This is a genomic window from Palleronia aestuarii (genome assembly GCF_003253995.1).
GTDB classification, from domain to species: domain Bacteria; phylum Pseudomonadota; class Alphaproteobacteria; order Rhodobacterales; family Rhodobacteraceae; genus Palleronia; species Palleronia aestuarii.
The window spans coordinates 1-16,800 of record NZ_QKZL01000031.1 but is presented as its reverse complement, the minus strand read 5'-3'; the positions used below and the strand labels follow the sequence as shown (position 1 = coordinate 16,800).

The window sequence follows — 16,800 nt, the reverse complement described above, 5'->3', positions numbered from 1 at the left end:
GGCATATTTCCATCCGTCGCGGGCTTGCCCCGGGACCTCGGCTCGCGGGGCACGGTGCGGCGCGGGGGAGGTGGGCGCATGCTGATCCAGGACCACGATCGCGCGGGCGGCTATTGGGGGGCGGTCTATGCCTTCTGCGCCGTCAAGGGTTTGCAGGTGGTGATCGACGGCCCGGTCGGCTGCGAGAACCTGCCCGTTACGTCCGTCCTGCACTACACCGACGCCCTGCCGCCGCACGAACTGCCGATCGTCGTCACCGGCCTCGGCGAGGAAGAGATGGGTTCGGGCACCGAGGAGGCGATGAAACGCGCCTGGGACACGCTCGATCCCGCGCTGCCCGCCGTTGTCGTCACCGGCTCGATCGCAGAAATGATCGGCGGAGGCGTGACGCCGCAGGGCACGAGCATCCAGCGCTTCCTCCCCCGCACCATCGACGAGGATCAATGGCAGGCCGCGGACCGCGCCATGACCTGGATCTTCACCGAATGGGGGATGACGAAGGACCGGATGCCGCCCGAGAAGAAGCGCGACGAGGTCGCGGCCCCGCGCGTCAACATCCTCGGGCCGATGTACGGCACGTTCAACATGCCGTCCGATCTCGCGGAGATCCGACGCCTCGTCGAGGGGATCGGGGCCGAGATCAACATGGTCATGCCCCTGGGCGCGCATCTCGCGGAGATGCGCAACCTCGTGAACGCCGACGTCAACGTCTGCATGTACCGCGAATTCGGTCGCGGCCTCTGCGAGGTGCTGGGCAAGCCGTACCTGCAGGCGCCGGTGGGCGTGGAGAGCACGACGAAATTCCTCCGCGCGCTTGGGGAGCTCCTTGGCCTCGATCCGGAGCCCTTCATCGAGCGCGAGAAGCATTCGACGCTGAAGCCCGTCTGGGATCTGTGGCGGTCGGTCACGCAGGACTTCTTCGCGACGGCGAGCTTCGCGGTGGTCGCGAACGAGACCTATGCGCGCGGCATCCGCCATTACCTCGAGGAGGAACTGGGTTTCCCCTGCGCCTTCGCGGTGTCGCGGGTGGCCGGCAAGAAGACCGACAACGACGCGATCCGCAGCATGATGCACGGCAAGCGGCCGCTCGTCGTGATGGGCTCGATCAACGAGAAGATGTACCTCGCGGAGATGAAGTCCGGTCACGGACCGGCGCCCGCCTTTCTGCCCGCGAGCTTTCCGGGTGCCGCGATCCGGCGCGCCACGGGCACGCCCTTCATGGGCTACGCGGGGGCCACCTACCTTCTGCAGGAGGTTTGCAACGGCCTCTTCGACGCGCTCTTCCATATCCTGCCCCTTGGCTCCGAGATGGACGCGGCGGAGGCGACGCCCGCCAATCTCCGGCGCGATTTCCCATGGGACACGGATGCACAGGCCGAACTCGACCGGATCGTGGCCGAGCATCCCGTCCTGACCCGTATTTCGGCGGCGCGAAACCTTCGCGACGCCGCCGAGAGATCAGCCCTCGCGCAAGGCGCGGAGAGGGTGATGCGAGAAACCGTGAGGGCGCTCGCGCCCGCGCGTGAAAAGTCCAACGAGGAGGATCTCAGATGAGTGACATGACGAACGGAATGGCCCCATTCGCGGTTTCCTCGCGCACCGCGCGGCGGTCGAGGGCGGAATTCGCGATCTACTTCGCGATCATCCTGCTGGCCACGCTGCCGCTCGCCACGCTGACCTGGGCGCTGACCGCGCTGCGGACGCTTCGGCTCCCCGAGCGCGGGCCGCTGGCGCGCGCCTGGAGCCAGGCGCGAATCATCACGCCGATGATCTTCGCGGCATGATTGGGACGACGCCGTCCCGGGCCTGACCCGGGACCTCGACCCGCGAGGCCCCGGATCAGGTCCGGGGCGGCTCGGGAGACAGAATTCCTCCGGTCGCATGGCCGGGTGAAGTCCGGCACGTGCCGGAACCCGGCCGCGGGGCCCCGCGGCGTCAGCTTGACGATCCGAAGGAGAGTTAGATGGCTGATAGAACCGACCTGTCGTTCACGGGTCTTACCGACGAGCAGGCGCAGGAATTGCACTCCGTCTATATGAGCGGGCTCTGGCTGTTCTCGGCCGTGGCCGTTGTTGCTCACATAGCGGTGTTCATCTGGCGCCCGTGGTTCTGAGGGGGACCTGAAGAATGGCGAAATTCTACAAAATCTGGCTGGTCTTTGATCCCCGTCGCGTTTTCGTGGCGCAGGGGGTCTTCCTGTTCCTGCTGGCGGCGATGATCCACCTCGTCCTGCTCAGCACGGACCGGTACAACTGGTTCGAGCAATCCGCTGCCAAGTACGGCACCGGAAACGTCGAAGTGGTCGACTGAGCGCGAACGCATGACAGCGCCGCGGGCGGCACGACCGCCCGCCGCGATCCAGAGCACGCGACGACGGCCCCGCGACGGATGCCGGCACAGAACGGAGATTGAAGATGGCATTGCTCAGCTTCGAGAGAAAATACCGCGTGCCGGGCGGCACGCTTATCGGCGGCGATCTCTTCGATTTCTGGATCGGACCGTATTTCGTGGGCTTCTTCGGCGTCACCGCGGCATTTTTCGCGGGGCTCGGGACGATCCTGATCTTCTACACCGCCGCGATCCAGGGGGTCTGGAATCCCTGGTTGATCTCGGTCAATCCGCCGCCCATCTCCTACGGGCTCGGCGCGGCGCCGCTCGACATGGGGGGGCTCTGGCAGCTCGTCACCATCTGCGCGCATGGTGCCTTCATTTCTTGGGCGTTGAGGCAGGTAGAGATCTGTCGCAAGCTCGGCATCGGCTTCCACGTGCCGGTGGCCTTCAGCTTCGCGATCCTGGCCTATACCACGCTGACGGTCATCCGGCCCGTCCTGATGGGCGCTTGGGGTCACGGCTTTCCCTACGGCATCTGGAGCCACCTCGATTGGGTGAGCTACACCGGATACCTCTACGGCAACTTCCACTACAATCCGGCGCACATGATCGCGGTGACGTTCTTCTTCACCAACGCGCTGGCGCTTGCACTCCACGGTTCGCTGATCCTGTCGGCGGCGAACCCCGAGAAGGGCAAGACGATGCGGATGGCCGATCACGAGGACACGTATTTCCGGGACTTCATCGGCTATTCCATCGGGCCGCTCGGCATCCATCGTCTCGGCCTCCTGCTCGCGCTGAATGCCGGGTTCTGGAGCGCCGTCTGCATCGTCATCTCCGGGACCGTCTGGTTCGACCAATGGGTCGTCTGGTGGGACTGGTACATCGACCTGCCCTGGTGGGCGGATCTGTGAGGGAGTAGGGATATGCCAAGATTCACGCCCGGATATCAGAATATCTTTACCCAGGTGCAGATCCAGGGCCCGCCCGAGATGGGCATGGTCGAGGCCGCGGACCTGCGCGACCGCACCGACCGCGCCGGCTTCTCCCAGCTCCTGGGATGGTTCGGCAACGCGCAGCTCGGGCCGATCTACCTCGGCCCCTACGGAGTGATCTCGCTGATGACGGGGAGCCTGTGGTTCTTCCTCGTTGGCATCTCCTTCTGGGTGCAGGTCGATTTCTCGCCCGCACTCTTCTTCCGCGACCTCTTCTATCTCGCGCTCGAACCGCCTGCGCCGGAATACGGTCTCGGCATCCCGCCGCTCTGGGAGGGGGGGCTCTGGCTCATCGCCAGCTTCTTCCTGCTCGTCGCCGTCATCACCTGGTGGATCCGGTCCTATTCGCTGGCAAGTCAGCTCGGCATGGGCAAGCATGTCTGCTGGGCCTTTGCCTCCGCGATCTGGCTCTTCCTGGTCCTGGGCCTGATCCGGCCGGTTCTCATGGGGTCGTGGTCGGAGGCGGTGCCTTACGGGATCTTCCCGCATCTCGACTGGACGAACCTCTTCTCGCTGACCTACGGGAACCTGTTCTACAACCCGTTCCACGCGCTCTCGATCGTGTTCCTCTACGGCTCCGCGCTGCTCTTCGCGATGCACGGGGGCACGATCCTCGCCGTCACGCGCTACGGCGGCGATCGGGAGCTCGAGCAGATCGCGGATCGCGGCACGGCGTCCGAGCGGGCAGGGCTCTTCTGGCGCTGGACGATGGGCTTCAACGCGACGATGGAGGGTATCCATCGCTGGGCCTGGTGGTTCGCGGTGCTGACCACGCTTACGGGCGGGATCGGCATCCTGCTCACGGGCACGGTCGTCGACAACTGGTTCGTCTGGGCTCAGGAGCACGGCTACGGTGCTGCGCAGAACTACGTGCCGGCGCGGACGCCCGAAGAGTTCATGATCTACAGCCCCCCTGCGGAGTGAGACGATGGCAGACCAGGTGAAATGGTACGAACAGGCTGAACCCTCGAGCGCGAAAAAGGCGCTGGCGCTCTGGGGCTTCTCGCAGATGTCGCTCGGTGCGTTCTACGCCGCGATCGTCTTCTTCGGGATCCTGATCTTCTTCGCGGTGCTGGGTTTCATCCGGGGCATCCTGCCCGAAGACCCCTATGCCGCGATCGATCTCACGATCCGCGTGAGCGGGATCGGCTGACAGGAACGTTCCGGGCGGAGTGCTGCCCGGAACTCGCGGATCGGGGATCCCATGCCCCGGTTCCCGTCCTGTTGGCGACAGGACGCCGCACCGCGGGGCCGCGCGCTCCGCGGTGCGTTTCGTTTGGCCTAGGCCGCAATCAGTTGTAGTAGGTGGTGACGGGTGTACCGAGCGCGACGTTCGGATAAAGCTCCATCACGTCGGAATTCGTCAGACGGATGCAGCCCGAGCTGACCGCGGTGCCGATCGTCCAGGGCTGCGGCGTTCCGTGGATACGGTAGAGCGTGTCGCGGCTGCCTTGATAGAGATAGAGCGCCCGCGCGCCGAGCGGGTTCATCGGTCCACCCGGCAAGCCCTCGCGATATTGCGCGTAGGTCTCGGGCTCGCGTCGGATCATGTTGGCGGTGGGCGTCCAGGACGGCCATTCCTCCTTGCGGCGGATGACGGTGTCACCGGTCATGTTGCGCCCCGCGGCCCCGACCGCGATATGGTACTCGCGTGCGAAGCCCGGCGCCCGGACGTGGTAGAGGGCGAAATAATCCGGAAAGATATGGATCGTGTCGGGCTCGATATCGGCCCTCACTTCCACGTCGCGCGCGGCCATCGTCCGACGCGAGGTATGCGGCAGCCCGGCATGGCCGAACACCGAGGTCGGCGCGAGGCCGAGGGCGAGCCCGGAGGCTACGAAATGGCGGCGGGTCAGCATGGGCGGTCTCCGTGGCAGCGGATATTTCGCCACTAGGATGGCGCCCGTTGCGCCAAAGTAAACTGAAGCCCGCGTGAGAAGTGCCCGCCTGTGGCTTCTCAGCCGTAGGTTGGGGGCACCAGCCGCATGAGATGGGCGAGGTTCTTCACACCGATCCGCAGATGCGCCATCGGACGCGCGCGGACGAGCTTCTTGTTCATGTAAGCCTCGAAGGTCAGGCGCTGCACGTCGATGTCGTGGCAGAGCGAGACGAACCGCTCCCGCCGTTCGTCGGACTTGTAGTAGGCGTCCTGCATGGTGCGGAGCACGCGGAAGACCGTCTTGTGCTCCTTCATGAAGAGTTTGCGGGCGAGCTTCAGATCGGACGCCCGGCCGGAGGCGAGGGTGGCGGCGGCGGCCGTGGCCGCGACGCGCCCGCCCACCATGGCGTAGTAGATGCCCTCCCCGGAGGAGGGGGCGACGACGCCTGCCGCATCGCCCGCGAGCACCACGTCGCGACCGTTGTCCCAGCGGTCGAGCGGCTTCAGCGGAATGGGCGCGCCTTCCCGCCGGATCGTCTCGCACTCCTCTAGGCCGGAGGCGCGGCGGAGGGCGGCGGTGGCCTTCTTCAGGTCCACGCCGTCCACGCCCGTTCCCATGCCGACGCTCGCCTGCTCTCCGTGGGGAAAGACCCAGCCGTAGAAATCGGGGCTGATCGTGCCGTCGTAGACCACGTCGCAGCGCATGGGATCGTAGGTCGCGGTCTTGCCCGGCGACTTGATGATCTCGTGGTAGGCAATGACGTAGGGGATCTTGTCGCCCCCCGGCACCTCTCCGCGCGCGACGTTCGAGCGCGCGCCGTCGGCGCCGATGACAAGCCGCGTGGGCAGGGAGCGGGTCTCTCCGCTCGCGCGGTCGCGGTAGAGTACGGCGGTCGTGTCGCCGCGGAGGATTTCCTGGAACGTACCGGTGATCCGCTCCGCGCCCGCCTTGGCGGCGCGGACGCGCAGGAACTCGTCGAAATGCTCCCGGTCGATCATACCGACGAAGCCGTTCTCGATCGGGATGTCGACGGCGCGATGCGTGGGAGAAATCATCCGCGCGGTGCCGATGCGTGCTACGAGCTGGCTGTCGGGAATGGCAAAATCCGCGATCAGGCGGGGCGGAATCGCGCCGCCGCAGGGCTTGATGCGCCCGGCCTTGTCGAGGAGCGCCACGCGCTTGCCGGATCGCGCCAGATCCTCGGCGGCCGTCGCCCCCGAGGGTCCGCCTCCCACCACGACGACATCATACATGGTCATTCTCCCGGAACGAGGTTGGCTTGGGGGGCGCGCGGACGCGCATCCATGATGCGCGCCGCCATCGCGGCGGCGGCGAGAAAGAGGAGCGCCTCGGCGGCGAAGACGAGGCCGAAGGCCGGGGCGGGGCCCATGGCAAGGCGCAGGAGATCGACCGAGGCCGCGCCAACGAGCCCGCCGAAACCCGCCGCAAGCGCCTGTGCCGCGCCCCAAAGACCCATCCGCGTGCCTTCACGCGATTCCCGGCCCTCGCCCGCGAGCGCCATCATCGATCCGATGGCGGCCACCGCGAACATGCCGTTGAAGAAGCCAAGGGCGATTGTCGCGGGCAGAAGCAGGGCGCTTTCGGACTGACCGGCGAGCGCGATCGCCGCCAGGGCGGCCGCGGAGCCTACGCAGCCTGCGATCACCCAGGTCCTGAGCGCGCCGAGGCCGAGGCCGGTCGCGGCGATACCCACGGCGAGCATGCCCGCGAAGACGCCGCCGTTCTGCGCGCCCGAAAGTTGCGTCGATTGCCCAGGCGTGAAGCCGAAGACGAGACCCGCATAGGGCTCGAGGATCAGCTCCTGCATGAAATAGGCGCTCATGGAGAGGGCGACGAAGAGTGTGAAGGCGCGCGCCTTCGGTTCCGCCCAGATCTCGGCAAGACCCTCGCGGAAGGGCATGGGCTCGGGCGCGGGGCGCGCGATGACGCCGCGCTCCACCCCCCAGGTGGCGAGGAGGGTGAGAAGGACGGACCCGAGCGTCACGCAGGCCACGATCTCCAGAAGGCGGACGGGCGTGTACGGATCGAGGAGCCAGCCCACGACGCCCGCCGTCACCGCGATACCCGCGATCATCATGAGCCAGGTAATCGTCGCCGCAGCCGCCCGTCGCCGCGGGGCCGTGGCGGTCGCCAGAAGTGCAAGAAGCGACGTGCCCGACGCGCCCACGCCGAGCCCGATCAGCGCATAGGCGAGGATCGAGACGGCGAGACCGGCGGCGAAGGACGCCTTTAGTACGACGATACCCAGGGAGGCGAGCATCGCACCCCCGGCGAGGAGGGTCATGCCACGTACGATCCACGCCGTCCGCCTGCCGCCGGTATCGCTGAGAAAGCCCCAGTTCGGGCGGGTGATCTGGATGCCGTAGTGAAGCGCGACAAGGAGCCCCGGCAGCACGGCGGGGAGCGCCAGTTCCACGACCATTAGGCGATTGAGCGTGGATGTCGTAAGTACCACGACCGACCCGAGCGCCATCTGCACGAGGCCCAGCCGCACGATGGCGAGCCAGGAAAGCATCAGACGCCGCCCCGGATCGCCACCGCCGCAACCATCATTCCGGTGACGTAAAGCGTGACGCCCGTGGCATTGTACCACGGCGCACGGCCTTCGGGGTCGGTCAGAAGCGTCTTCATGAAACGGATCTGGAGCGCCAGAGACAGTGCGATGAGGGCGGCATAGAGGGGCAGCGACCAGATCAGGAGGAGCGAGATGACGATGACCTGCGGGAGCGCCATCACCGTGCAGGCGAGACGCGCGGCGGCGGCGGGGCCCATGACGACGGGAAGCGAGCGGATGCCCATGCGTCGGTCACCCGCGATCGCCTTGAAGTCGTTGAGCGTCATGATCCCGTGGGCCCCGATCGCGTAGAGAAGCGCGATGATCACGATCTCGAAGGACGGAGCACCAGCCGACAGCACCGCCGCGCCGGTGAACCACGGAAGCCCTTCGTAGCAGAGCCCGACGAGTCCCGGCCCCCACCAGCCCGACCGTTTGAGCCGGACGGGCGGCGCGGAATAGGCCCAGGCGGCGAGGACCGCGACGCAGGTCGCGCCGAAGCCCCAGGGTCCGAGGAGCCAGCTCAGGGCAACGGCCAGGGCCGAGAGGGCGATCGCGACGATGAGTCCCCAAAGACCAGGAACGCGGCCCGATGGGATCGGGCGATGCGGTTCGTTGATTGCGTCGACCTCCCGGTCGCACCAATCGTTCGCCGCCTGGCTCATGCCGCAGACCACGGGACCGGCGAGAAGCATGCCAAGGATCACCAGTGGCCAGGACGAGAACGGCGAGACCCCGGCCGAGACGATGCCGCAGAGATAGGCCCAGATCGGCGGGAACCAGGTGACGGGCTTCAGAAGTTCCAGAAGCGCCAAGGGCGCCGGGACGGACCGGGCGGGGTGTAAGTCAAGGTTGACACTCATGTGTCAACTTCAACATCACAAGTCCGAGTCTCGCAAGGAAAACCGGCATCGCTACCATCTATCGGAGAAAATGTCGCGCCGTGCGCTTCCGTGTCAGGCGCGGCCTTCGAGGTGATCGATATGGCGGCGCAGATCGGCGATCTCCTCTCGCGCGTCGCGGAGGTCGGCCTCTGCCTGCTTCAATTCGTGTTCCATCTCCGCCTCGCGTTTTTGGAGATACACGATCGCCTGATCCCGCGTGGCTTCCGCATCGTTCGTCACCTGCGTCAGTCGGTTGAGTTCGGCGAGGTCGGCCCGGCTGACGCGGGTCAGACGATGCACGAGCCAGTTCGCGAACCAGCCGAGCGCGAAGGCCGCGAAAAGGACGATGGCGGTCGCAATGATGAAATCCTGTCGGCTCATTGCCCTGCCTCATCGTTGTCGGCTTCCGCCGCGGCGGCGTCCTCTTCCTCGGCATCCTCCGCTGCAGCGTCCTCGGCCGGCGCGTCGTCGACGAGCAGGCGGAACTCGATACGGCGATTCGCCTCGCGGCCTTCCGGCGTCGAGTTGTCGGCGATCGGGTCCTCTTCCCCGTATCCTACGGCGGTCAGGGGCGCGGTGACGATGCGCCGGGCCATCAGCGCCGCGATCAGCGCGTCGGCCCGGCTCTGGCTCAGGCGGCGGTTCATCTCTTCTCCGCCCTGGCTGTCGGTATAGCCCGCCACCTCCATCGTCACGTCCTCGCATTGGCGCAGGATGTCCGCGATGGCGTCGACACTCTCGCGCGAGGCCGTGTCGATCTCGTCGGAGCCGGGGGCGAAGGTGATCTGCCTGAGCGTCAGGATCGAATTGATCTCGGCCGCGCATTCCTCGGGCGTGGGCAGCGCCAGTTCCGGATCGAGCCGCGCGTCGTAAGTCACGTCGATCTCGGTATCGGCCTCCGGGCCGAGCCGGGCGGCGACGATTTCGCCGATATGCGTCTCCGCCTCTTCCATGGCGGTCGTCCCCGAGATGCGCACGATGTCCTCCGTGACCTCCGCGCGGCCACCGGCGAGCAGCGACAGCGCGTCGAGGGCGGCGAAGATGCGGGGCGACCAGCCATCCGGAACGCCGGGCGCGACGTCGATCTCTCCGCCCACGTGATCGAGGCCGAAGAGCGCGCGGGCAAAACTGTCGACAGCGTCCCGTTCGAGTGCCGTGCCGAGTCGGCCCTCCATCGTCACCTGTCCTTCCGGATTGCGGATCGCGACGAAATCGGGCGGCTGAAGTTCCGGTGCGTCGGCCTCCTCGGGGTGGGCCAGGGCCACGAGGGAGAATTCTTCCGGCAGGTCGGTGCGGAGTTCGTCGGCAAGGCTCTCGAGCGTCGCCGGTTCGGTTTCCGGGCCGGCATCGATCCGCATGGCGAGATCCGTGAGCGTGAGCGTGCCGGAGGGAAGCGTCGCCAGTGCCGCGATGCCACGCTCCGCCGCGTCAGGCCAGGCGGCGCTCGGTACACCCATCCCGAGCGTGCAGCCCTCCGTCCCGTCCGTCCCGGCAGCGCGTGCGGCGGCGAGGATCGCGTCGCGGCCCACCTCCGTATCGGCGGCACACGCGTTCAGTTCGGCGCCCTCCGGGGTCTTGACGAGACGCAGGAGGAACGGGGTCAGGACGGGCCTTGGCACCTTCACGTCGAGCGCCAATGCAGCTCCGTCCGGAGCGGCATCGCGCAGGGCGACTTCGAGCATGTCGCGTGCCGCAGGATCGGGTGCCATCGTCGTCACGCCGAGCCCGTCGGCGGCGACGGAGATCTTGGCGCGCTCCGTGAGCTCGAGTGCGTCGAGCCCGAAGGTGACGGCCTCCGCCCAGCCCCGAGGCGCGGGATAGCTCGCGGTTTCGAGCAGATCAGTGACGGATACGTCCTCGGCCCCGGACGAGATCGCATCGAGGAGGCCTTGACGGTCGGTTTCCGCGGGGACCAGGCCGATCAGCGTTATTCCGTCGCCACTACGCAGGATCTCCATCGAGAACCGCGGCGGGGCGGCCGGATCGCGGGTCGCCACGTCCATCCGGTCGATGACCCGCTCGGGATCGACGACGCCGCCCGCCACGCTCGCCGCCCGGAACCGCGCCGCTTCGTCCGGCGCGATCCCCGACAGATCGACGCGGAGCCCGTCGGCCCGGACCTCTGCCCAGCCGAGCCCCGCTTCCTCCAGCGCCTCGCCGACATCCGTGGCCGCCTGCTGCTCGACGGCGACGACGGCGCCCCAGGCCCCGGCGATGCAGAGACCGGCCGCGGCGAAGAAGACGAGCGGGGTGAGGAGGCGTGAGGTCATGGTCATACTCGGCGAAGCGTCAGGGAATGCTCAGGCCATCGCAGCTAGAGCGAAAAACAGCGCGACGAGCAGGCCCGCGTCGCGGTTCGATCGGAAGAGGCGCAGGCAGGATTCGGGGTCCCCGGGATCGAGCAGGGAGAATTGCCACATCATGTGAAGGCCGAAGGCGGCCACCGCACCGAACCCGAGGATCGTCGCGAGGAGCGAGTTCCCGGCCCCGATCGCGCCAAGGACGGCGATGCCCGTCAGGAGCGTAGCCGCGACCGCGAAGCCCGCCAGCCAGGACCGCACCCGCCTGCCGAAGAGACGGGCGGTGGAATGCACGCCCATCAGCGCGTCGTCCTCGATGTCCTGGAGCGCGTAGATCGTGTCGTAGAAAAGGGTCCACGCGATACCGGCGAGATAGAGCGCCACCGCCGGCCAGCTGAGGCTGCCCGTGAGCGCGGTCCAGGCGAGTAGGGCGCCCCAATTGAAGGCGATGCCGAGAAAGACCTGCGGCCACCAGGTGAACCGCTTGGCGAAGGGATAGATGGCGACGGGGCCGAGAGCCAGTATCCCGAGCAGGATGGCCCCGATCGGGAAGGTAAGGAGGATGAGAAAGGCCAGAAGCGACTGGATGACCATCCAGATCACGGCGCCACGGACGCGAACCTGGCCCGAAGGGATCGGCCGGGAGCGGGTGCGGGCCACGCCCCCGTCGATGTCGCGGTCGGTGATGTCGTTCCAGGTGCAGCCCGCACCGCGCATCAGTACCGCGCCGACGGCGCAGCCCGCCATGATCCAGAGCCCGGACCAGCCGAACCGTCCGGTATGCACCGCGGCGAGCAGGACGCCCCACCAGCAGGGAAGCAGCAGCAGCCAGGCGCCGATCGGCCGGTCGGCGCGGCTCAGCCGGAGGTAGGGGCGGATCGGCACGGGCGCGAGGCGATCGACCCAGTTACCCTTGACGGCATCCGAGACCTGGCCTTCTGTCGCCTGCGATCCTGATAGCAAAGCTCGACCCCCGGACATGCCCTCGATCCCGCGCCTTCATGTAGTCCATCCCCTCGGGAAGGGGCAAACGGTTCCTCTGACCCCATCACAGGCGCATTACCTTGCGGGCGTGCTGAGGCGAGGGGAGGGCGATCCGGTCGAAATCTTCAACGGGCACGACGGGACGTGGTCCGCGCGGATCGATACGCTCGGTCGGAAGGCGGGGACGCTGGTGGCCGAAAGCCAGATCGCCCCGCAGCGGAACGCGCCCGATCTCTGGCTCCTCTTCGCGCCGATCAAGAAGGCGCGGACGGATTTCATCGTCGAGAAGGCGGCGGAGCTCGGCGTCGCGCGAATCCGTCCCGTCCGGACCGCCTTCACCAATTCCGAGCGCTTGCGGCGGGACCGGCTCCAGGCCCACGCCGTCGAAGCGGCGGAGCAATGTGGCGGAAATTTCGTCCCCGAGGTAGACGAGATCGTGCCGCTCGATGCGCTGCTCGATACCTGGCCCACGGAGCGGCACCTCCTTTTTTGCGACGAGGCACGGTCGGGTGCCGTGACGGGGCTCGAGGGGCTGTCGGCGCCGGGAGCTGTGCTGATCGGGCCGGAGGGCGGGTTCGCCGATGCCGAACGCCGGCGGCTTGAAAAGATCGCACGGACCGTTTCCCTCGGGCCGCGAATCCTGCGCGCCGATACCGCGGCGGTCGCGGCGCTGACGCTTTGGCAGCAGGCGATGGGAGATTGGCGATGAAACGGGGCAGATCGTGAAAGGGTTCGTCCGGCCCGAGGTTCTCGCCGCGATCCTGCGCTGGCGGGAGGCGGCAATCGGGCTGGGTGCCGCGGGGCTCGGGCTTTGGTGGATCGTGATGGAGCCCGGTCTCATGCGATGGGTCGGCGTGGCCTTCGTGCTGGGCGGGATCGGCATCATGCGAGAGGGGCTCGCGCGCTCGCGCCGGCCTCGCGATGGTGGCGGCGCGGGTGTCGTGGTGGTGACGGAGCGCCAGATCACCTATCTTTCCGGGCCCGGCGGCGGCTCGGTTTCCCTCGAGGCCCTTTCGCGCGTGGAGGTCGAACGACAGACCGACGGCCCCGCAATCTGGCATCTTTCGAGCACGGAGGGCGAGCGGCTCGCGATTCCCCAGGACGCGGAAAAGGCGTCATCGCTCTACGACGCGCTCGCCGCCCTGCCGGGGCTGACCCATGAAGAACTCCTGTCGGCGACGCGGGGAAACACGCCGGAACGGCGCACCCTGTGGCAAAGGGCGCCCGCGCGGCTGCATTGACTTCCCCCGCGGCCCGCGCCACTCCAGCCATGGCGGAAGCGAGACGAGGCCCTCCATGTCGATCCCTCAATCCGGCGGCGTGCCGATCGAACGGCGCGCGCAGCTCGTCGAATACATGGAGAGCGGTTGCAAGCCGCCCGAGGCCTGGCGGATCGGGACCGAGCACGAGAAGTTCGGCTATTGCAAGGATACGTTGAAGCCGTTGCCCTACGAGGGAGAGCGGTCGATCCATGCGGTACTCTCGGGCCTGCGCGACAAGTTCGGCTGGGCGCCGGTCGAGGAGGCGGGCAAGCTCATCGGCCTCGAGAAAGACGGCGCCAACGTTTCCCTCGAGCCGGGCGGGCAGCTCGAGCTTTCGGGTGCTCCGCTGGAAACGATCCATGCCACCTGCGATGAGGTGAACGATCACCTCGCGCAAGTGAAGGCGGTGGCCGACGGGATCGGCGTGGGCTTCATCGGTCTCGGTGCCGCGCCGCACTGGTCGCACGAGGACATGCCGCTGATGCCCAAGGGCCGCTACAAGCTCATGGATGGCTACATGCAGCGGGTCGGCACGCACGGGACCCAGATGATGCGGCGCACCTGCACGGTGCAGGTGAACCTCGACTTCTCTTCCGAGGAAGACATGGTGAAGAAGCTGCGCGTGGCAATCGCGTTGCAGCCCGTGGCGACCGCGCTCTTCGCCAACTCGCCGTTTTTCGAGGGGCGGACGAACGGCCACAAATCGTGGCGTTCTCGGGTCTGGCGCGACCTCGATGCGGATCGTACCGGCATGGTGCCTTTCGTCTTCGATGACGGATTCGGCTTCGAGGCCTGGGCCGACTACGCGCTCGATGTCCCGATGTACTTCGTCTACCGCGACGGCAAGTATATCGACGCCCTCGGCCAATCCTTCCGGGACTTTCTCAAGGGCGAGCTGCCGGCACTTCCGGGTGAGAAACCGACGCTCGGCGATTGGGCCGACCACCTCACGACGCTCTTTCCAGAAGCGCGGATCAAGAAGTTCATCGAGATGCGGGGCGCCGATGGCGGCCCCTGGCGGCGGCTCTGTGCGCTGCCGGCTTTCTGGGTGGGGCTCATGTACGACGCGGAGGCACTCGACGCGGCCTGGACGCTTTGCCGGGGTTGGGACGCGGAGACGCGCGAGGCGCTGCGTGTCGCCGCCTCTGTCGACGGCCTGCAGGCCAGGGTGGGTGAGATCGACATGCATGCCCTCGCGCGAGATTGCGTCGCGATTTCCGAACGAGGGCTGAAGGCCCGCGCCCGACCCGGTGCCGGCGGTCTCATTCCGGACGAGACCCATTTCCTGAACGCGCTGAAGGAAAGCGTCGAGAGCGGACGCACACCTGCGGACGACCTCCTGGCGGAATATCGGGACTCGTGGAACGGCGACCTGACGCGAATTTTCGAGGCTCATTCATACTGAAGAGTGCGGATTCGGCGGGGATCGGCCGCGTGTCGAAGAGTTGACTGGAACCCGCTTGCGAGCCAGCGTATTCGTAGCTCAACATTTCGGAGGATATGGAATGAAGAAAGCTCTGTTTGTTCTGCCGCTCGTCCTGTTCGGGGCCGCGTGCCAGACGAGCCCGAACCAGTCGGCCCTGACCGGTGCCGCAGCTGGCGCGGCGCTCGGCGCGGCGGTTTCGGGCGATGACGACCGCGTCGCGGGCGCGCTCATCGGCGGTGCGACGGGTGCTGCGGCCGGCAATTACATCGGTCAGTCGCGGCAGTCCGGCCAATGTGTCTACTCTGACAATTACGGCCGGCAATATACCGCACCTTGCTGAAGCAGTTCAGTTCACGAAGCTGAGAATGGCGGCCATCGGCCGCCATTTTTCGTTTGGGTCATCGTGTCCGGGATGCCTGGGCATATCAGGTTTTCGACCCGATCCGCGGTTCGGAACCTGCGCGCAGGCGGGCAATGTTGGCGCGGTGTCGCAGAAAGATAAGAAGAGCCATCGCCGCGAGCCCCAGCGCTAGGGGCGCCGCGCCGAGGGCAAGTGCATAGAGCGGCGCAAGTAGTGCCACGATCAGAGCCGCGAGCGACGAGATCCGGAAGATCGCCGCGACCGCGAGCCAAGTCGCACAGACCGCGATTCCGATGGGCCAGGCCAGTGCCAGGACGGTGCCGAGGAACGTGGCGACCCCTTTGCCGCCCTTGAACCCGAGATAGAGCGGATAGCAATGTCCGAGGAATGCGGCGAACCCCGCGATCTGGGCGGCGCTCTCGCCGATGGTCAGCCTAGCCACGATCACCGCAAAGGCACCCTTGCCGACATCGCAGATGAGGGTGAGGAGGGCCGCGAGCTTGTTCCCAGTCCGCAGGACGTTCGTGGCGCCGATATTGCCCGAGCCGATCTGGCGGAGATCCCCGAGACCGAAAGCGCGGGTGATCAGAAGTCCGAAGGGAATCGATCCAAGGAGGTATGAGAGGAGGGCCGTGAGAATCAGCATGTGAGACCTGCATCCGATATTCCGCCCATGCTCAGCACAGCCCACGTTCTCGGTCGACAGGAATATGACCTCTTTTCACTAGGCCATGGTGGCATGCTCGTTTCATCGCTGGTTACGTGTACCCGGAGGCTTTCTCGAGTTGGGGGCTTCATAAAGATATGCGGCAACAACGGCTTATCGGCTGATATCGCTACAACGAACGCTTAGCCCGGTGGGTCGCGGCGCCAAGTCCGCCTTCACATCGACCTATGGCTGCTGAGCCATTTCCCGAGCTGTCATACTCCCGTCGCAAAAACTTTGCGGAAAGTTGTGAAAGGGGGTTGCGGGTTTTGGTCGGTATCCGTAGATACGCCTTCACCGACGGGGCGGGGAGCTTCGGAGGGACGGCCAGCGGGTCCTTGAGGGGACGGGTTGGTTGGACAAGCAGATAGATCAGGCGGGGCGCGCCGAGGATAGGGCGCATCTTGTTTGTTTTTGTCTGTTGCTCTTTGACATTGCGGGTATCTGAAGAGATATGCGGGCGGTTTGGTTCATTCGATGGATCAGCCTTCTGTATATCGCGCCTCTAGGCTTCGGCCGATGATGAGGTGTCAGCTTCACTGTTTGATGTGGCTTTGCGTTACTTCGGTAACCTGGAGCACATGAAACAGAGACTTTCCACTGGGCTTTTGCCTGTCGTGCTCGAGTAGCTGGCAGGTGGGGGTACGGTGGAAGATGTGCAGAGGTTCGAACGTCAAGGACACATCCTTCGGGATGTTTCAACTTGAGAGTTTGATCCTGGCTCAGAACGAACGCTGGCGGCAGGCCTAACACATGCAAGTCGAACGAAGCCTTCGGGCTTAGTGGCGGACGGGTTAGTAACGCGTGGGAACGTGCCCTTCTCTACGGAATAGGCCCGGGAAACTGGGTTTAATACCGTATACGCCCCTTCGGGGGGAAAGATTCATCGGAGAAGGATCGGCCCGCGTCTGATTAGATAGTTGGTGGGGTAACGGCCTACCAAGTCGACGATCAGTAGCTGGTTTGAGAGGATGATCAGCAACACTGGGACTGAGACACGGCCCAGACTCCTACGGGAGGCAGCAGTGGGGAATCTTAGACAATGGGCGCAAGCCTGATCTAGCCATGCCGCGTGAGTGACGAAGGCCCTAGGGTC

Annotated in this window: 19 protein-coding genes and 1 rRNA gene; 12 read left to right on the top strand and 8 right to left on the bottom strand. The window is 66.3% G+C overall.

The genetic code is table 11. The features are described from left to right. The first annotated feature begins 78 nt into the window (after positions 1-78). The 7 genes from bchZ to pufX all read left to right on the top strand — a co-directional run bounded on the left by bchZ (position 79) and on the right by pufX (position 4,479). Complete coding sequence (bchZ, locus tag LX81_RS19285; RefSeq protein WP_111538925.1) at positions 79-1,554, top strand: chlorophyllide a reductase subunit Z; 1,476 nt, start codon at positions 79-81, stop codon at positions 1,552-1,554. Then, on the top strand, positions 1,551-1,784 hold the full coding sequence (gene pufQ / locus LX81_RS19280) for a cytochrome PufQ (RefSeq protein ID WP_111538924.1): 234 nt from the start codon (positions 1,551-1,553) through the stop codon (positions 1,782-1,784). The genes bchZ and pufQ overlap by 4 nt, the downstream gene beginning before the upstream one ends. Before the next feature lie 179 nt (positions 1,785-1,963). Next, positions 1,964-2,113: a light-harvesting antenna LH1, beta subunit gene (gene pufB / locus LX81_RS19275; RefSeq protein WP_111538923.1), complete on the top strand. Its 150-nt coding sequence runs from the start codon at positions 1,964-1,966 to the stop codon at positions 2,111-2,113. Positions 2,114-2,127: 14 nt separating this feature from the next. Beyond that, on the top strand, positions 2,128-2,310 hold the full coding sequence (gene pufA, locus LX81_RS19270; protein WP_111538922.1) for a light-harvesting antenna LH1, alpha subunit: 183 nt from the start codon (positions 2,128-2,130) through the stop codon (positions 2,308-2,310). A gap of 104 nt (positions 2,311-2,414) precedes the next feature. Next, the gene (gene pufL / locus LX81_RS19265) at positions 2,415-3,245 is read left to right on the top strand and encodes a photosynthetic reaction center subunit L (RefSeq protein WP_111538921.1); all 831 of its coding nucleotides are present in this window, start codon (positions 2,415-2,417) and stop codon (positions 3,243-3,245) included. A gap of 12 nt (positions 3,246-3,257) precedes the next feature. Continuing rightward, positions 3,258-4,250 (top strand): photosynthetic reaction center subunit M, encoded by a 993-nt coding sequence (gene pufM / locus LX81_RS19260; RefSeq protein WP_111538920.1) that lies wholly within the window; start codon positions 3,258-3,260, stop codon positions 4,248-4,250. Positions 4,251-4,254: 4 nt separating this feature from the next. Continuing rightward, positions 4,255-4,479 (top strand): RC-LH1 core complex protein PufX, encoded by a 225-nt coding sequence (gene pufX, locus LX81_RS19255; protein WP_111538919.1) that lies wholly within the window; start codon positions 4,255-4,257, stop codon positions 4,477-4,479. A gap of 139 nt (positions 4,480-4,618) precedes the next feature. Here pufX and LX81_RS19250 read toward each other — a convergent pair whose 3' ends face one another. The 7 genes from LX81_RS19250 to ubiA form a co-directional block, all read right to left on the bottom strand. Then, entirely contained in the window at positions 4,619-5,185 is a 567-nt protein-coding gene (locus LX81_RS19250; RefSeq protein ID WP_170134039.1) for a L,D-transpeptidase, read from the bottom strand. A 98-nt stretch (positions 5,186-5,283) separates the two neighbouring features. Continuing rightward, on the bottom strand, positions 5,284-6,459 hold the full coding sequence (locus tag LX81_RS19245) for a geranylgeranyl diphosphate reductase (protein ID WP_111538918.1): 1,176 nt from the start codon (positions 6,457-6,459) through the stop codon (positions 5,284-5,286). A 2-nt stretch (positions 6,460-6,461) separates the two neighbouring features. Then, entirely contained in the window at positions 6,462-7,745 is a 1,284-nt protein-coding gene (locus tag LX81_RS19240) for a BCD family MFS transporter (protein WP_111538935.1), read from the bottom strand. After that, complete coding sequence (chlG, locus tag LX81_RS19235) at positions 7,742-8,644, bottom strand: chlorophyll synthase ChlG (protein WP_111538917.1); 903 nt, start codon at positions 8,642-8,644, stop codon at positions 7,742-7,744. Before chlG ends, LX81_RS19240 begins: the two co-directional genes overlap by 4 nt. A gap of 93 nt (positions 8,645-8,737) precedes the next feature. Then, positions 8,738-9,046 (bottom strand): hypothetical protein, encoded by a 309-nt coding sequence (locus tag LX81_RS19230; RefSeq protein ID WP_111538916.1) that lies wholly within the window; start codon positions 9,044-9,046, stop codon positions 8,738-8,740. Then, positions 9,043-10,935: an OmpA family protein gene (locus tag LX81_RS19225; protein WP_170134038.1), complete on the bottom strand. Its 1,893-nt coding sequence runs from the start codon at positions 10,933-10,935 to the stop codon at positions 9,043-9,045. Before LX81_RS19225 ends, LX81_RS19230 begins: the two co-directional genes overlap by 4 nt. A gap of 30 nt (positions 10,936-10,965) precedes the next feature. Then, positions 10,966-11,946, bottom strand: a complete 981-nt coding sequence (gene ubiA, locus LX81_RS19220; RefSeq protein ID WP_211322831.1) for a 4-hydroxybenzoate octaprenyltransferase — start codon at positions 11,944-11,946, stop codon at positions 10,966-10,968. On the opposite strand from ubiA, the gene LX81_RS19215 reads away from it, so the two are divergent. The 4 genes from LX81_RS19215 (at position 11,945) to LX81_RS19200 (ending at position 14,977) form a co-directional block, all read left to right on the top strand. Continuing rightward, on the top strand, positions 11,945-12,658 hold the full coding sequence (locus tag LX81_RS19215; RefSeq protein ID WP_111538913.1) for a 16S rRNA (uracil(1498)-N(3))-methyltransferase: 714 nt from the start codon (positions 11,945-11,947) through the stop codon (positions 12,656-12,658). The genes ubiA and LX81_RS19215 overlap by 2 nt on opposite strands. Before the next feature lie 13 nt (positions 12,659-12,671). Next, on the top strand, positions 12,672-13,190 hold the full coding sequence (locus LX81_RS19210) for a hypothetical protein (RefSeq protein WP_111538912.1): 519 nt from the start codon (positions 12,672-12,674) through the stop codon (positions 13,188-13,190). Positions 13,191-13,245: 55 nt separating this feature from the next. Next, positions 13,246-14,616 (top strand): glutamate--cysteine ligase, encoded by a 1,371-nt coding sequence (locus tag LX81_RS19205; protein ID WP_111538911.1) that lies wholly within the window; start codon positions 13,246-13,248, stop codon positions 14,614-14,616. A gap of 100 nt (positions 14,617-14,716) precedes the next feature. Further along, positions 14,717-14,977 (top strand): YMGG-like glycine zipper-containing protein, encoded by a 261-nt coding sequence (locus LX81_RS19200; RefSeq protein ID WP_111538910.1) that lies wholly within the window; start codon positions 14,717-14,719, stop codon positions 14,975-14,977. 85 nt (positions 14,978-15,062) lie between these two features. On the opposite strand, the gene plsY is transcribed toward LX81_RS19200, so the two are convergent. Then, a complete protein-coding gene (gene plsY / locus LX81_RS19195) occupies positions 15,063-15,644 on the bottom strand; it encodes a glycerol-3-phosphate 1-O-acyltransferase PlsY (protein WP_111538909.1) in 582 nt (193 codons plus the stop codon). A 759-nt stretch (positions 15,645-16,403) separates the two neighbouring features. Here plsY and LX81_RS19190 point away from each other — a divergent pair. Beyond that, a 16S ribosomal RNA gene (locus tag LX81_RS19190) occupies positions 16,404-16,800 on the top strand; the annotation flags it as partial.

Excerpts from the sequence above, each read along its gene's own strand:
- bchZ (WP_111538925.1), top strand. The coding sequence starts at position 79 with ATGCTGATCCAGGACCACGATCGCGCGGGCGGCTATTGGGGGGCGGTC.
- pufQ (WP_111538924.1), top strand. The coding sequence starts at position 1,551 with ATGAGTGACATGACGAACGGAATGGCCCCATTCGCGGTTTCCTCGCGC.
- pufB (WP_111538923.1), top strand. The coding sequence starts at position 1,964 with ATGGCTGATAGAACCGACCTGTCGTTCACGGGTCTTACCGACGAGCAG.
- pufA (WP_111538922.1), top strand. The coding sequence starts at position 2,128 with ATGGCGAAATTCTACAAAATCTGGCTGGTCTTTGATCCCCGTCGCGTT.
- pufL (WP_111538921.1), top strand. The coding sequence starts at position 2,415 with ATGGCATTGCTCAGCTTCGAGAGAAAATACCGCGTGCCGGGCGGCACG.
- pufM (WP_111538920.1), top strand. The coding sequence starts at position 3,258 with ATGCCAAGATTCACGCCCGGATATCAGAATATCTTTACCCAGGTGCAG.
- pufX (WP_111538919.1), top strand. The coding sequence starts at position 4,255 with ATGGCAGACCAGGTGAAATGGTACGAACAGGCTGAACCCTCGAGCGCG.
- LX81_RS19250 (WP_170134039.1), bottom strand. The coding sequence starts at position 5,185 with ATGCTGACCCGCCGCCATTTCGTAGCCTCCGGGCTCGCCCTCGGCCTC.
- LX81_RS19245 (WP_111538918.1), bottom strand. The coding sequence starts at position 6,459 with ATGTATGATGTCGTCGTGGTGGGAGGCGGACCCTCGGGGGCGACGGCC.
- chlG (WP_111538917.1), bottom strand. The coding sequence starts at position 8,644 with ATGAGTGTCAACCTTGACTTACACCCCGCCCGGTCCGTCCCGGCGCCC.
- LX81_RS19230 (WP_111538916.1), bottom strand. The coding sequence starts at position 9,046 with ATGAGCCGACAGGATTTCATCATTGCGACCGCCATCGTCCTTTTCGCG.
- LX81_RS19225 (WP_170134038.1), bottom strand. The coding sequence starts at position 10,935 with ATGACCTCACGCCTCCTCACCCCGCTCGTCTTCTTCGCCGCGGCCGGT.
- LX81_RS19215 (WP_111538913.1), top strand. The coding sequence starts at position 11,945 with ATGCCCTCGATCCCGCGCCTTCATGTAGTCCATCCCCTCGGGAAGGGG.
- ubiA (WP_211322831.1), bottom strand. The coding sequence starts at position 11,946 with ATGTCCGGGGGTCGAGCTTTGCTATCAGGATCGCAGGCGACAGAAGGC.
- LX81_RS19205 (WP_111538911.1), top strand. The coding sequence starts at position 13,246 with ATGTCGATCCCTCAATCCGGCGGCGTGCCGATCGAACGGCGCGCGCAG.
- LX81_RS19200 (WP_111538910.1), top strand. The coding sequence starts at position 14,717 with ATGAAGAAAGCTCTGTTTGTTCTGCCGCTCGTCCTGTTCGGGGCCGCG.
- plsY (WP_111538909.1), bottom strand. The coding sequence starts at position 15,644 with ATGCTGATTCTCACGGCCCTCCTCTCATACCTCCTTGGATCGATTCCC.